The organism is Streptomyces sp. NPDC048171, assembly GCF_043202655.1.
Taxonomy (GTDB): domain Bacteria; phylum Actinomycetota; class Actinomycetes; order Streptomycetales; family Streptomycetaceae; genus Streptomyces.
Genome location: NZ_JBIDAU010000002.1, coordinates 172,507 through 187,327, shown reverse-complemented (window position 1 = coordinate 187,327; position 14,821 = coordinate 172,507). Strand labels below are relative to the sequence as shown.

9 protein-coding genes are annotated in these 14,821 nt (G+C 73.7%); 4 read left to right on the top strand and 5 right to left on the bottom strand.

What is annotated here, in order from left to right; translation table 11 throughout:
• Positions 1 to 39: 39 nt before the first annotated feature.
• The 3 genes from ACGF3J_RS05245 to ACGF3J_RS05235 all read right to left on the bottom strand — a co-directional run bounded on the left by ACGF3J_RS05245 (position 40) and on the right by ACGF3J_RS05235 (position 4,898).
• Positions 40 to 1,209 carry a VWA domain-containing protein gene (locus tag ACGF3J_RS05245; protein WP_161327511.1) on the bottom strand — a complete coding sequence of 390 codons (1,170 nt, stop codon included), beginning with the start codon at positions 1,207 to 1,209 and terminating at the stop codon, positions 40 to 42.
• Positions 1,206 to 3,623, bottom strand: a complete 2,418-nt coding sequence (locus ACGF3J_RS05240; RefSeq protein WP_161327512.1) for a DUF5682 family protein — start codon at positions 3,621 to 3,623, stop codon at positions 1,206 to 1,208. The genes ACGF3J_RS05245 and ACGF3J_RS05240 overlap by 4 nt, the downstream gene beginning before the upstream one ends.
• A gap of 150 nt (positions 3,624 to 3,773) precedes the next feature.
• Positions 3,774 to 4,898 carry an AAA family ATPase gene (locus ACGF3J_RS05235; protein WP_386931287.1) on the bottom strand — a complete coding sequence of 375 codons (1,125 nt, stop codon included), beginning with the start codon at positions 4,896 to 4,898 and terminating at the stop codon, positions 3,774 to 3,776.
• A 131-nt stretch (positions 4,899 to 5,029) separates the two neighbouring features.
• Here ACGF3J_RS05235 and ACGF3J_RS05230 point away from each other — a divergent pair, with 131 nt between their 5' ends.
• Both ACGF3J_RS05230 and ACGF3J_RS05225 read left to right on the top strand, forming a co-directional pair.
• On the top strand, positions 5,030 to 6,397 hold the full coding sequence (locus ACGF3J_RS05230; RefSeq protein WP_393853504.1) for an SWIM zinc finger family protein: 1,368 nt from the start codon (positions 5,030 to 5,032) through the stop codon (positions 6,395 to 6,397).
• A gap of 191 nt (positions 6,398 to 6,588) precedes the next feature.
• Positions 6,589 to 8,217, top strand: coding sequence for a DUF5691 domain-containing protein (locus tag ACGF3J_RS05225; RefSeq protein ID WP_393853503.1), 1,629 nt, complete (start codon positions 6,589 to 6,591; stop codon positions 8,215 to 8,217).
• Between the two features lie 57 nt (positions 8,218 to 8,274).
• Here ACGF3J_RS05225 and ACGF3J_RS05220 read toward each other — a convergent pair whose 3' ends face one another.
• Positions 8,275 to 8,691: a cobalamin B12-binding domain-containing protein gene (locus ACGF3J_RS05220; RefSeq protein WP_125492772.1), complete on the bottom strand. Its 417-nt coding sequence runs from the start codon at positions 8,689 to 8,691 to the stop codon at positions 8,275 to 8,277.
• Positions 8,692 to 9,223: 532 nt separating this feature from the next.
• Between ACGF3J_RS05220 and ACGF3J_RS05215 the strand changes: the two genes are divergently transcribed.
• Together ACGF3J_RS05215 and ACGF3J_RS05210 are read left to right on the top strand one after the other, a co-directional pair.
• Positions 9,224 to 10,207 carry a triacylglycerol lipase gene (locus ACGF3J_RS05215; RefSeq protein WP_161329289.1) on the top strand — a complete coding sequence of 328 codons (984 nt, stop codon included), beginning with the start codon at positions 9,224 to 9,226 and terminating at the stop codon, positions 10,205 to 10,207.
• A gap of 196 nt (positions 10,208 to 10,403) precedes the next feature.
• Positions 10,404 to 12,089 carry a M23 family metallopeptidase gene (locus ACGF3J_RS05210; RefSeq protein WP_393853502.1) on the top strand — a complete coding sequence of 562 codons (1,686 nt, stop codon included), beginning with the start codon at positions 10,404 to 10,406 and terminating at the stop codon, positions 12,087 to 12,089.
• Between the two features lie 97 nt (positions 12,090 to 12,186).
• On the opposite strand, the gene pcrA is transcribed toward ACGF3J_RS05210, so the two are convergent.
• Positions 12,187 to 14,703, bottom strand: a complete 2,517-nt coding sequence (pcrA, locus tag ACGF3J_RS05205; protein WP_161329287.1) for a DNA helicase PcrA — start codon at positions 14,701 to 14,703, stop codon at positions 12,187 to 12,189.
• Between the last annotated feature and the right edge of the window lie 118 nt (positions 14,704 to 14,821).

The following is a 14,821-nucleotide window of genomic DNA, read 5'->3' as shown; positions in this document are numbered from 1 at the left end:
TCCGTGGCGGGAATTGGGCCACCTCGGATGGACGAATCGTCACCCGGCGTCCGGTATCGGCAGGGGCCGCCCCTCGATCGCCGCCGCCATCACCTCCGGGAAGTGGTCGGGCGTGCAGGCGAACGCGGGTGCCCCCAGCGCGGCGAGCGCCGCCGCGTGCTCCCTGTCGTAGCCGGGTGCCCCCTCGTCGGACAGGGCCAGCAGCGTCACGAACCGCACGCCCGCCGCCCGCATCGCCGCGACCCGCCTGAGCATCTCGTCCCGGATGCCTCCCTCGTAGAGGTCGCTGATCAGTACGACCACGGTCTCCGCGGGGCGGGTGATCCGCGACTGGCAGTACGCCAGCGCCCGGTTGATGTCCGTGCCGCCACCGAGTCGCGTGCCGAAGAGCACGTCGACCGGGTCGTCCAGTTGGTCGGTCAGGTCGACGACCGCCGTGTCGAAGACGACGAGCCGGGTCTCCAACGACGGCATGGACGCCAGCACCGCCCCGAACACCGACGCGTACACGACCGATGCCGCCATCGACCCCGACTGGTCGACGCAGAGGAGGACCTCCTTCTTCACCGACCGGGACGCCCGCCCGTGGCCGACGAGCCGCTCCGGTACGACCGTCCCGTACTCCGGCAGGTAGTGCTTGAGGTTGGCCGAGATCGTGCGGTTCCAGTCGATGTCGTGGTGCCGGGGACGGGTGACGCGGGCGCTGCGGTCCAGGGCGCCGGTGAGGGTGGCCCGGGTGCGGGAGGCCAGCCGCTTCTCCAGGTCCTCGACGACCTTGCGCACGACGGTTCGCGCCGTCTCCTTCGTCGCCTCCGGCATCGCCTGGTTGAGCGAGAGCAGGGTGCCCACCAGGTGCACGTCGGCCTCCACCGCCTCCAGCATCTCCGGCTCCAGCAGGAGCGTGGCGAGACCGAGCCGGTCGATCGCGTCCCGCTGCATGACCTGTACGACGGAGGAGGGGAAGTAGGTCCGGATGTCACCCAGCCAGCGCGCGACGGCCGGTGCGGAGCCGCCGAGCCCCGCCGCACGGTCCCGTCCGCCCCGCGCGGCGGCCTCCTTCCCGTAGAGCGCGGTGAGCGCCCCGTCCATCGCGGCGTCCTGCCCGGAGAGCGTGCGGCCGGTGCCGTCGGCCGGGTCCCCGCCCAGCACGAGCCGCCACCGCCGCAGCCGCTCCTGCGCGGCGTCGTCCCCCACCGGTTCGGTCGTCATGCGTCCACCCCCACCAGGTCGTTGCCGTCCGGGCCGCTTCGCGCCGGGGCGGTGCCCTCCAGGCCCAGCAGCAGCCGGACCACCGGGAGCACCGCGTCGGCGCGCCCGGTGTCGAGGCCGGCCGCGAAGCCCGGTGCCCCAGGGCCTGCCGTGGTCACCCTCCCCCGCGCCTCGGGTCCGCGCCGGACCAGCTCCCCGAGGCTGCGTCGCACACCCGGCTCGTAGGCCGCGAAGGTGCGGCGCAGCAGCGGCAGCACGTCCGTGAACGCCTCCGCCGCCACGCCGGTCAGCCACGCGTCCACCAGGGCCAGCAGCCGTTCGTCGTGCAGGAGGAGCAGGCCGCCGCCCGAGCCGCCTCCGACGAAGCCCTCGATCCACGCCGCCGCGTCCGCCGGTGGTGTCCCCCGGGACAGCGCCAGGCCCATGAAGCGCGCTGCCTCGTCCGCCGCCAGCACCCCGTCGTCCAGCAGGAGCCGCACGGCACGCCCCCGGACGACACCGGGCACGATGTCCCGCGCCGAAAGGGTCCGCAGCACCTCCTGCCAGCGGTTCCGCAGACCGCCGTGGCCCGGCGCGGAGGTGTCGCCGAGCAGGCCCACCGCTCCGTGCACGGCGTCCACATGGCCGCGCATCTCGTCGGCCGCGTCGGTGTCCAGGGCCGCGCAGGCCGCGGGCAGGCCGACGAAGACGCGCTCGGCGAGCCCCGCGGCGACCTCCGCCAGCGCACCCGTGTCGGTGCCGCGCACGTCGCCGTAGCGCAACGAGCGGACCAGGGCGGGCAAGGCCCGCGCGAGGTGACCGACGTCCGTGTCGAGCGCCGCGCGGTCGGCGAGTATCCGCATCACCGGCGTCAGCGCGTCCGGCAGCCCGGCCAGCAGGCAGCGTTCGGCGAGCGCGGTGACCTCGGCGAGGTCGCGCGCGCTGACGGCGTCCGCCTCCGCCATGGCGGTCGCGGCGGCGAGCACCGTCGTGCCCCACACTCCGGCCTCGGCGACCCGCACCGACAGCTCCGGCTCCCAGCGCAGCCGCCATGTCTCCCGGAACGTCCCCGTACTCCCCCGGGAGGCGGCCGGCTCGCCCCAGCCGACGCCGAGCAGCCGCAGCCGGTGCAGCAGTCTGCTGCGGCTCGCGTCGGTGTCCTTGCGCAGGTCGAGTTCCAACTCCCTTCGCCGCGCCTCCGGTTTGAGCCGCAGCCGGCGCTGGACGCGGGCCAGGTCGCGCTGCAGGGGCACCGCGGGCGCCCCAGCGGGGACCTCCCCCAGCACGTCCCCCACCACCAGCCGGTCCCGGACCAGCGCCAGGGGCACGTCCGAGCCGTCGCACATCACCGCCCGCACGGCGTCCGTCGTCTCGCCCAGCCCGGCCAGCGGGCGCCCACGCAGCGCCGCGAGCGTCCCGGCCAGCCGCACCGCCTCGATGACGTGCGCCGAGGAGACGGTCCGGCCCTCGTCCCGCAGCAGCCCGGCCACCTTGGTCAGCCACCGCTCGACCGGCCGGTCCGCCGCGCCGAACAGATGCGCGTACCAGCCGGGCGACTCGATGCCCGCCCCGTACCCCCCGGACCGGGACAGCCGTCGGTACGTCCAGGGCACCCACGTCAGGTCCACCTTGGTCCTCGGCAGCCCCTTCAGCAGGGCCCGGTCGGCGGTGGCGGTGACCTTGCGCCTGAGCGCGGGCACGTGCCACGCCCCGCACACCACGGCGACGCCCCCGCTGAACTCCCGCTGTGCCGCCCGCACCTGGAGCCGCATGTACGCCTCCCGCACCAGGTCCCGCTCGTCCCCTCCGCCGTCCTCCTCGGTCTCCCGCAGGGCACCCATGGCCTCTTCCAGCGCGGTGAACGGCGCGAGCGCGTCCCCGTCGCCGCCCCCGTGGCCCTGGTGCTCGACGACGTCCTCCCACCAGCGCTCGGGGTCGTCATGACCGGCGGCCCCGGCGAGGGCGGCGAGCGGATCGACCCGCACCTCGGGGCCGGACGCGTCGGCGGGGCCCCCTGTTCCCGACTCCGGCTCCTCGCCCGTCCTCTCCGCGTCCTCCCCCTCCGTGTCCTCCTCCGCCCGCCGGGCCAGCGAGTGCGCGGCCGGGAGGTCGATGAAGCGGGCCGGCACTCCGTGTTCCAGGGCCCAGCGGAGGGCCACCCACTCCGGGGAGAACTCGGCCAGCGGCCAGAAGGCCGAGCGACCGGGCTCGTCCACGGCGTGCGCGAGCAGCGCCACCGGTGGCCGCATGTCCTCGTCGGCGGCCAGCGGGATCAGGGCGTCGGCCTCGGGCGGCCCCTCGATCAGCACGACCCCCGGCCGGGCCGCCTCCAGCGCGGCCCGCACCGCCCGCGCGGACCCCGGGCCGTGGTGGCGCACACCCAGCAGCAGCGGTCCGGGCGCGCCGCCACCCCCTCCGCGGTCAGTGCCCGTCACACCGTCCCCCTCGCCCACCGGGCCCCCGCCCCCGGGTCCCCCGCGCCCGACTCCGCAGCCCGCGTGCCCACGTCGAGTCCTCGTCGTCCCCCGTGGCTCCGGCCACCCGCGTCTCCGCTCCGTGCCGCGTCCTCGTCCACGCCGCGCCGTTCACCCGCTCACCTCGCGGCAGGCGCGGTAGAAGTCCTGCCAGCCGTCGCGCTCCCGGACGACCGTCTCCAGGTACTCCTGCCAGATGACGCGGTCGCCGGCGGGATCGCGGACGACCGCGCCGAGGATGCCCGCGGCGATGTCGCCGGGCCGCAGCACCCCGTCACCGAAGTGCGCGGACAGCGCAAGACCGCCGGTGACGACGGAGATCGCCTCGGCCGTGGACAGGGTGCCGCTGGGCGACTTCACCTTCGTACGCCCGTCGCCCGTCAGGCCGTCGCGCAGCTCGCGGAAGACGGTGACGACGCGGCGGATCTCCGCGATGCCGTCGGGGGTCGGGGGCAGGTCGAGGGAACGGCCGATCTGGTCGACGCGGCGCGTGACGATCTCGACCTCGGCCTCGGCGCTCTCGGGCAGCGGCAGCACCACGGTGTTGAAACGGCGGCGCAGGGCGCTGGACAGGTCGTTGACCCCGCGGTCGCGGTCGTTGGCGGTGGCGATCAGGTTGAAGCCGCGGACCGCCTGCACCTCCTGGCCCAGCTCCGGTATCGGCAGGGTCTTCTCCGACAGGATGGTGATCAGGCTGTCCTGCACGTCGGCGGGGATGCGGGTCAGCTCCTCCACCCGCACGGTCGCGCCGTCCGTCATGGCCCGCATGACGGGACTGGGCACGAGGGCGTCGCGGCTCGGGCCGTCGGCGAGGAGTCTCGCGTAGTTCCAGCCGTAGCGGATCGCCTCCTCCGGGGTGCCGGCGGTGCCCTGCACCAGCAGGGTGGAGTCGCCGCTGACGGCCGCCGCGAGGTGCTCGGACACCCAGGTCTTCGCGGTGCCGGGCACGCCGAGCAGGAGCAGGGCACGGTCGGTGGCGAGTGTGCTGACGGCGACCTCGACGATGCGGCGCGAGCCCACGTACTTCGGGGTGATCACGGTGCCGTCGGGCAGGGTGCCGCCGAGCAGATAGGTGGCGACGGCCCAGGGCGACAGCTTCCAGCGGGCCGGGCGCGGACGGTCGTCCTGCGAGGCCAGCGCGGCCAGTTCGGCCCCGAAGGCCTGCTCGGCGTGGGGCCGCAGGCTCTCCACTCCGGACATCGCTTCCACGGACATCGCTTCCACGGACACAGGCATGGCTGATTCCCCCTCCAGCTCGGCCGGTTCGATCTGTCATCCACGGTGCACCACGCCACTGACAATCGCTCTGACCAGCGAAAACAATCTCTCCGGGGGCGTTGTCAGTGGGAGGATCTACCTTCGATGTCATGACTCAGCAGGGGGTGCGCTGGACCACGGACCAGGTGCTGGCACTGGCGCCTGACGCCGCGTCACGTGCGGCGGGCGGCAGGTTGGCGACATCCGGTCCGTGGTCCGAGGTGGGCGGTTCCGACGAGGGGGCGGTGTGGGGGCTGTGCAAGGGGAGCGGCAGCGAGCCGTACCGGACGGTCGTCGACGTCACGGACGGGTCCGGGCCCGCGTACCGCTGTGCGTGTCCGAGTCCCAAGCTCCCGTGCAAGCACGCGCTCGGGCTGCTGCTGCTCTGGTCGGGCGGGGGCGTCGCGGTGCCGGGGGCGGAAGTGCCCCAGTGGGCGGAGCGCTGGCTCACCGGACGACGCCGGCGCGCGGAGGGGAGAGAGGGGACGGGCGCGGCGGACTCGTCGCCCGGACGCGGGTCGGGGGCCGCTGATCCGGAGGCGGCGCGGCGCCGGGCCCTGCAGCGGGCCGGACGGATCACCGCGGGCGCGACGGAGCTGGAGCAGCGGCTGACGGACCTGCTGCGCGGCGGTCTGGCCGGCGCCGGGCAGGCGGGCTACGGGCTGTGGGAGGAGACGGCCGCCCGCATGGTCGACGCCCAGGCCCCGGGTCTGGCCGCACGCGTGCGCGAGCTGGGCTCCATACCGTCGTCGGGCCCCGGCTGGCCGGTCCGGCTGCTGGAGGAGTGCGCCCTCCTCCACCTGCTCGACCAGGGCTGGCTGCGACGCGAGAGCCTGCCCGACGGGCTGGCGGCGACCGTCCGTTCACGTGTGGGTCTGCCGGCCTCGGCGGACGGTCCGCCGGTGCGGGACCGCTGGCTGGTCCTCGCCCAGTACGACACCGCGGACGCGCGGCTGACGACCCGTCGCATCTGGCTGTACGGCGCCGAGACGGACCGGACCGCGCTGCTCCTCTCCTACGGTGCCGCGGGCAGGGCACCGGAGTTGGCGCTGCCGGTGGGTCTGGCGCTGGAGGCCGAAGTGTCGGCGTATCCGGGCGCCGGACAGCGGCGGGCGGCCCTGGGGCGGCGGTTCACCCAGCCCGCGACAACGGGGATACGCCCGGGAGGAGTGACCACCTCCCGAGCCACCGCCCGGTTCGGCGAGGCCCTGAGCGACGACCCGTGGCTGGACTCGGTGCCGTTGACGCTGGGGCGCGTCGTCCCGGTGCCGGACGGCGCCGCGTGGCAGCTGGCGGACGCCGACGACGACACCGCGCTGCCGCTCGTACCGGGCGCCGGAAACCGGGCGGGCATCTGGCGGCTGGCCGCACTGTCGGGCGGCGCGCCCGTCACGGTCTTCGGCGAGTGCGGCCACCGGGGCTTCACTCCGCTCACGGCCTGGCCGACCGGCCCCGGCCCGGCGGTGCCGCTGTACTGACACGCCCGGCGCCGGAACCGGCGCGTCCCCCGCCCGCACCCGCCGAATTCCAGGCCCACCGCTGCACGCCCCACGCCCGCACCCACGCCCGCACCCGCACCCGCACCCGCACCCACGCCCACCGCTACACGCCCCACGCCCGCGCCGACCCGCCCCAGGCCATGGACACAAGAGGGAACAGAGGGGATCGCATGACCAGCACACCCACTCCCCCGAGCACACCGTCGCCGACGACGGCCTCCTGGGAGGAACTCGTCACCGCCGCGCTGCTCGGCACGGACCGGCGTACGCCGCCGGGCAGCGAGCCCGGACCGGGTGCGCCGGCCGCGCTGCTCGACGCGGCGGCCGCGGAGACGGTCCGGCGCCGTGCCGGGCTGCGGCCGGCCCGTGCGGCGCGGCGCCCCGACCCGGCTCCCGAGGATCCGCGTCCTCCCCTGCCCGCCGCGGCCGCCCGGCGCCTCACGATGCTGCTCGCCGACCGGCCCGGCGCCGCGGCCGGTGGGCGCCGGGGGACGGCGCCCGATCTGATGGAGCTGCTGCCCCAGTGGCTGGCGACGGCCAACACGCGCGGTTTCGCGGCGCCGCCCGAGACGCTTCCGGCACTGCTGGACGCGGCACGTGGGCGCACGGACCTCCGGCCGGCGGCGCTGCGGTTCGCGGGACCGCGTGCCCTGTGGCTGGCCCGGCTGAATCCGGACTGGCGGTTCGCCCTGCGTGCCACGCCGGGCGGCGGGACCGCGCTGCCCGGCCCCGGCGCCGCGGACCGGGTGCGGCGGCTCTGGGACGAGGGCCTGTTCGCCGAACGGGTCGCGCTGCTGGCGTCCCTGCGCGCCCGCGACCCGGCCGGCGCGCGCGGGCTGCTGGCCTCGACCTGGGCGACGGAACGGGCCGAGGACCGGCTGATGTTCCTCGACTCGCTGCGGACCGGACTCGCACCGGCGGACGAGCCCTTCCTGGAACAGGCGCTGGCCGACCGCAGCCGCAATGTGCGGGCGACGGCGGCGGAGCTGCTCTCGGCCCTGCCGGACTCGGCGCTGGCCGCGCGGATGGCGGCGCGGGCCGTGACCTGCGTGTCCCTCGATCGCGCCCCGGACCATCCGGCGATCGCCGTCGAGGCGCCGCACGAGTGCGACGCGGGCATGGAGCGGGACGGCGTGGTGGCCAAGCCGCCCGGTGGACGGGGCGAACGGTCGTGGTGGCTCGGCCAGTTGGTCGAGGCGGCCCCGCTGGCGACCTGGCCGGCCCGCCTCGGCGGGCGCGGCCCCGAGGAGATCGTCGCCCTGCCGGTGGCGGACGGCTGGCGGGGCGAGCTGCACGCGGCATGGTGCCGGGCGGCGGTACGACAGCGCGACGGGGCGTGGGCGCGGGCGCTGCTGGGAGCACCCACGGCGCCCGAGGCCGGTGGTCCCGGGGCGGTGTCCCTGGCCGAGCGGGCCAAGCTGCTCGGCACGCTGAGGGCGGAGGAACGGGCCGACTGGGTGGCCGGTTTCATCGCCACGCACGGGCTGTCCGAGGCGTTCCAGCTGCTCGGCATGTGCGGGGTGCCGTGGGCGCCGTCGCTCGGTCGTGCCGTGGTGGACGCGCTCGAGATCGCCCGGGACGCCGGGAGTTATCCGTGGAGCTTCAGCGGCGTGATGGGGCTGGCCGAACGCTGCCTCGACCCCGCGGAGGCGGGCCGTCTCAACGGCCTGCTGGCGATACCGGACGAGTCGGAGGACGCGTCGCCGGGCGCCGGTGGCTACTGGGCGGAGGCGTTCCAACGGCTCGTCACGACACTGCGGTTGCGGGCGGCGATGGCGGAGGAGCTGGCAGCGGGGTAGGACATGGCGTACGCCGGGGGGCCGCCTGCACCCGCGACCGCCCGAGAGGGGGGGCGGTTACGCCTCCGCGTGCTCCCGCACGTTCGCGCGGACCCAGTTCACGATCGACGCCGTCGTGGCGCCCGGCGTGAAGATCTCGGCGACGCCCTTCTCCTTCAGCGGAGCGATGTCCGCCTCGGGGATGATCCCGCCGCCGAAGACGAGGATGTCCGCCGCGTCCCGCTCCCGCAGCAGCGCGATCACGGCGGCGAAGAGCGTGTTGTGCGCACCGGAGAGGATGGACAGCCCGATCGCGTCGGCGTCCTCCTGGATCGCGGTGTCCACGATCTGCTCGGGTGTCTGGTGAAGCCCGGTGTAGATGACCTCCATACCGGCGTCACGCAGGGCCCGCGCGATCACCTTGGCTCCGCGATCGTGGCCGTCGAGCCCCGGCTTGGCCACCACCACGCGGATCGGACCGGCTGCCACACCCATCACTGCCTCCATGAAGCGACTACATCCATCCGTACCGACAAGTACCGCACACTTCGCCGAAGCCGTACACAGGAGCACGGCACTCAAACCGCGCCACGTGCACGAAGTCCGCGAAGCGCGCACCCTCGCGGCGCGCATGTCCCGCACCACGGCGTCCGGGAAGTGAACGAACGTTATCGCCAGCATCCCGCAACCGGCAGTTTCGCGGTGGATACAGAGGGGGAAATCACACGGTGGGACACGTTCGCCGCGCACCGCACCAGGGCGCGGCGGCATCACGCGCACGGAGAGCCGCAGCGAGGGCGGGACGGGGAAGCAGCGGGCCTCGTCGCCGTATCACCGACACCACGGGCCAGACGAAACCCACAGGTCAGACCAGACCCACGGGACACCCCCGGCTCGGATACCGCACGCCGACACACCCATCCGGGTAAACCTCGCGAACATCGCCAATCACTGGTGTCACGGCACTCCAACGAGGGCACACGGGGGACAGAGGCGTCCCTGCGCGTGCCGGACGGAGGTCGGCCCCATGAAGGTCACCACGGCAGCACTGCCCCTTCTTCCGCTTTTCCAGCGTCTCCTCCCGGGCTTTCCAGGTCTGCCAGGAATCCCGGGACTACCGGAACTGGCGAGCCTGCCCGGACGGCTGACCGGGCTCTCCCTGACCTTCCTGAAGGCGAGCGCCCTGGAGGTCGCGATCCTCGCCGGGCATCTGCTCCTCTATCCCTCGGGGATCATCCAGGAGCGCCGCCCCTCCCTGCCCCTCCCGTCCGCCGGTTCACGGGACCCGGAGCCCTCCCCGCCGGCCCCCCGGCTTCCGGCACCCCCGAGCACGCCGGTCGTCCTGCTGCACGGCTTCATCGACAACCGCTCGGTCTTCCTGCTGCTGCGCCGCAGCCTGGCCCAGCACGGCAGGCACCAGGTCGACTCACTGAACTACTCCCCCCTGACCTGCGACATCCGTACGGCGGCCGAGCTGCTCGGCCGGCACATCGAGGAGATCTGCGAGCGCACCGGCAGCGAGCGCGTCGACGTCGTCGGGCACAGCCTCGGCGGGCTGATCGCGCGGTACTACGTGCAGCGGCTCGGCGGTGACCTGCGGGTACGGACGCTGGTGACGCTCGGCACCCCGCACTCCGGCACCCGCGTGGTCCCGCTGGCCAACGCGCACCCGATCGTGCGCCAGATGCGCCCCGGGTCGGCGGTGATCGAGGAGCTGTCGCGGCCCACGCCCGGCTGCCGTACGCAGTTCGTGAGCTTCTGGAGCGACCTGGACCGGGTGATGGACCCGCTGGAGACGGCCTGCCTCGACCATCCCGACCTGACCGTGCAGAACGTACGGGTCAGCGGCGTCGGCCACCTCGCGCTGCCGGTGCACCCCGCCGTGGCCACGGGGATCCGGCAGGCACTGGACGCCATCGAGGCGGAGACCGGCGCGGAGACGGACGGGCGAGCGGGATCCGGTGGACGAGCGGGATCGGGCGGACGAGCCGGTGGTCTGACGGTCGCCTGACTCCGAAACAACCCGTTCAGCATCGAACACCGCTCGAACAAAAAGCCAAACTCGTGCCCGCCGTCCCCCAAAACACGGCCGATTGCCCGTTTCCTTCGCCAACGAAACCTGACGAAGATTGTCGTGCCCGTATACCGCCGGGTACAGTCGCCGCACTGCTCTGGCAGCCCCTGTTGTCGAGGCGAAAGAGAAGTTGGTGAACGACCGTCACCCGTCGGGGACCATGACCACCCCGGCTTCGGCTTCCGACGCCGCGTCGGCGCATTACGCGTCGTACGGCACAGGGGAGGCCCAGTACGGCGACCTCACCACGTACGGCGGCTACGACACCACTGGTTTTCCGACCAACGGTCCCGCCCCCGCGGCCTTCGACGCGGACCCCCTCTTCGGCAACCTGCCGGGCCACGCCACCGGCACCTACGACACGACGGGCTCGTACGGCACCACGGGCGCCTACGACACCACCCAGTGGTCCGACTGCGGCGGGCAGCAGCACTACGACGCGTACGCCGCCCAGCACCACACCGGTTACGACTCCGGGCCCTACGACGCGACCGCGTGGACGGCCGGTTACCAGGAGCCCGCCGGTGCGCAGCCGCAGGCCACGGGCGCCGAGGCCACCGGGCAGTGGGACACCGGCGTCTGGACCCAGCCGGACCCGTCCGGCAACCCTGCCGACGGGACCCAGCAGTGGGACTGGGGCACGCAGACCTTTGAGACCGGCAGCTTCGAGACCGGTGCCTTCGCCACCGGCACCCTGGACACGGGCGCTTTCCAGACGGTCGCCTTCGACGAGACCGCCGCCTACGAGACGGCCACCTTCGAGGCGACGGCCTTCGAGACGGCCACCTTCGAGGCCAACGCCTTCGCCACCGGCACGTTCGACACCGGCGCCTACGACGCCACCCAGTGGAACCCCGACGGCACCACCGCGCACCCGGCGGAGCCCGCGGCAGTGCAGGACGCCACCCCGGACATCCTGTCCGCCGAGGACGAACCGGCCCCGCACGAGGGCGAGTTGACCGCCACCGGCGAACTCCCGACCGTGACCGCCCTCTTGGACGACCAGGAGGAGATCACCCCGGCCCCTCGTGTCCCGGCCGCGCGCGGCGCCTCCCGGGCCGGGGCGCGTTCCCGCCGCCGCCAGCCCGCCAAGCGCTCCGCGCTGCTGACCATCGCCGTGCCGTCGGCCTGCGTGATGAGCGTCGCCGGCATCGCGGCCGCCTCCGTCGGCAGCCTCACCGGCGACGAGGGCACGGAGACCACGGCGGCGGCCGCCGACCCGGGCGCGCAGCAGGCCGCGCCGGTGAAGCCGTCCACGGCCAACAACAAGCTGGACACCCAGCTCACCAGCCTCGCCGCCGGAGCCGACGACTTCGCCGACCGGGCCAGCCGGACGCAGGAGCGCATCGACCTCAAGGCCGAGCAGGCCGCCGAGAAGAAGCGCGCGGCGGAGGAGGCGGCCCGCAAGGAGCGGCTGCGCCCCAAGTTCGCCCTCCCGGTGGCGCAGCACGGACTCAGCGCTTACTACGGGCAGGCCGGCATCAACTGGATGTCCGTGCACAGCGGCATCGACTTCCCCGTGTCGTACGGGACGACGGTGATGGCCGCGACCGACGGCACCGTCCGCACGCAGTACAACAGCGCGTACGGCAACATGATGATCGTGACGGCGAAGGACGGCACGGAGACGTGGTACTGCCACCTCTCCAGCTACCAGGTTCCCTCGGGTACGACCGTCAAAGCCGGTGACGCCGTCGCGTTCTCCGGCAACTCGGGCAACTCGACCGGCCCGCACCTGCACTTCGAGGTGCGCCCCTCGGGCGGCTCGGCGATCGACCCGCTCTCGTGGCTGCGCAGCCACGGCCTCAACCCTCAGTGACGCCGTAGCGTCTCAGCCGTCGGTCCGCCCCCGGTGCGTGCGCGCCCGGCCGCGGACCCGAGCCGCAGCCCGGGCCCGCGCGGCCGGTCCGGCACCGTCAGAGCTTCTCCACCGGCGCGTACCGCAGCAGCAGGCGCTTCGGCTTGGTGTCGCCGAAGTCGATGGTCGCCTCGGCGTTGGACCCGGTGCCCTTGACCCCGACGACCGTCCCGAGCCCGAACTGGTCGTGCGTGACGCGGTCGCCGACCGCCAGGGACACCGTCGGCTGCTCCGCGCCGGCGGACCGGCGGGTGGCGAAGCCGGACGCGCCCGACGCCGACGAGCGGGAACGGGACGACGACAGTGAGGCCGCCACTCCCGAGACCGGCGCGGAGGGCGCCGGTCCGTTCGCACCGGTGCGCTTCCACTCCAGGTGGGGGGCCGGGATCTCCTCCAGGAAGCGCGAGGGCGGATTGTAGGAGGGCTGGCCCCAGGCGCTGCGCAGGGTGGACCGGGTCAGGTAGAGCCGCTCGCGGGCGCGGGTGATGCCGACGTACGCCAGCCGCCGTTCCTCCTCCAGTTCCTTGGCCTGGCCGAGGGCGCGCATGTGCGGGAAGACGCCGTCCTCCATGCCGGTGAGGAAGACGACCGGGAACTCCAGGCCCTTGGCGGTGTGCAGGGTCATGAGGGTGACGACGCCGTCGCCGTCCTCCTCGTCCGGGATCTGGTCGGAGTCGGCGACCAGGGCGACCTTCTCCAGGAAGTCGGCGAGGGTGCCGGCCTCCTCGCCCTCGGCCCGCTCCTGTTCGAACTCCAGGGCGACGGCCGCGAGTTCCTGGAGGTTCTCGATACGGGTCTCGTCCTGCGGGTCGGTGGAGGCCTGCAACTCGGCGAGGTAGCCGGTGCGTTCGAGAATGGCCTCGAGGACGGTCGCCGGTCCGGCGCCGGACTCGACGATGGTGCGCAGGTCCTCCATGAGCGTGTTGAACCGCTTGACGGCGTTGGCCGAGCGCGCCGCCATGCCGTACGCCTCGTCGACGCGCTTGAGTGCCTGCGGGAAGCTGATCTTCTCGCGCTGCGACAGGGCGTCGATCATCGCCTCGGCCCGGTCGCCGATGCCGCGCTTGGGGACGTTGAGGATCCGGCGCAGCGGCACCGAGTCCTCCGGGTTGGCCAGCACCCGCAGGTAGGCCAGGACGTCCCGGACCTCCTTGCGCTCGTAGAAGCGGACGCCGCCGACGACCTTGTAGGGCAGGCCGGTGCGGATGAAGACCTCTTCGAAGACACGGGACTGCGCGTTGGTGCGGTAGAAGACGGCGACGTCGCCGGCCTTGGCCTCGCCCGCGTCCGTGAGGCGGTCTATCTCGTCGGCGACGAACTGGGCCTCGTCGTGCTCGGTGTCGGCGACGTACCCGGTGATCTGGGCGCCGGCGCCCTGGTTGGTCCACAGGTTCTTGGGCCGGCGGGACTCATTGCGCTCGATGACCGCGTTGGCGGCGGTGAGGATGGTCTGGGTCGAGCGGTAGTTCTGCTCCAGGAGGATCGTCGTCGCGTTCGGGTAGTCCTCCTCGAACTGGAGGATGTTGCGGATGGTGGCGCCGCGGAAGGCGTAGATCGACTGGTCGGCGTCGCCCACCACACACAGCTCGGCGGGCGGGACCTCGGCCTCCGGCGGTACGTCGACGGGGTGCTCCGAGGCCCCGCCGACCAGCTCGCGCACCAGGGCGTACTGGGCGTGGTTGGTGTCCTGGTACTCGTCGACCATGACGTGCCGGAAGCGGCGGCGGTAGTGCTCGGCGACGTCCGGGAAGGCGCGGAGCAGGTTGACCGTCGTCATGATCAGGTCGTCGAAGTCGAGGGCGTTGGCCTCACGCAGCCGCGACTGGTACATCGCGTACGCCTGGGCGAGCGTCTTCTCGAAGCCTCCCCCAGACTCCGTCTGGGAGGTGCCCCCAGCCGCCTGGGCGGCGAAGTCCTCCTCGTCGATCAGCTCGTTCTTCAGGTTGCTGATCTTGGCGCTGAAGGACTTGGGCGGGAAGCGCTTGGGGTCCAGGTCGAGGTCGCGGCAGACCAGCGCCATGAGCCGCTTGGAGTCGGCGGCGTCGTAGATCGAGAAGGACGACGTGAAACCGAGCCGCTTCGACTCGCGGCGCAGGATGCGGACGCAGGCGCTGTGGAAGGTCATCACCCACATCGCGTTGGCGCGCGGGCCGACGAGCTGCTCGACGCGCTCCTTCATCTCGCCGGCGGCCTTGTTGGTGAAGGTGATCGCGAGGATCTGGCCCGGGTGGACGCCGCGCTCGGCCAGCAGGTGGGCGATGCGGTGGGTGAGCACGCGGGTCTTGCCGGAGCCGGCGCCGGCCACGATGAGCAGGGGGGAGCCGGAGTGCACCACGGCGGCGCGCTGATTGTCGTTCAGCCCGTCCAGGAGGGCGGCCGGGTCCAGGGCGGGGCGCGGGGCGCCGTCCCGGTAGTACCGGTCCCGCTCCGGGGGCGCGTCGAACTTCCCGCCGAACAGGTCGTGCGGGACCGGCTCCGGTCCGTGACCGTCCTCGGGCGGCGGCGGGGGTTCCTCCTCGTGACCCCGGGGGGTCTGGAGGCTCGCCAGGAAGCTGTCGTCAAAGAGGCTGCTCATCGCTCTCCGAGTCTAGGGCGCCCCACCGACAACCCGATGCCACCCCGGAGAATGTCCGGGACACCTCACACCGGTACGCCCTGCGACCTGCCGGAACACGGAGAGTGACACCCGTCGC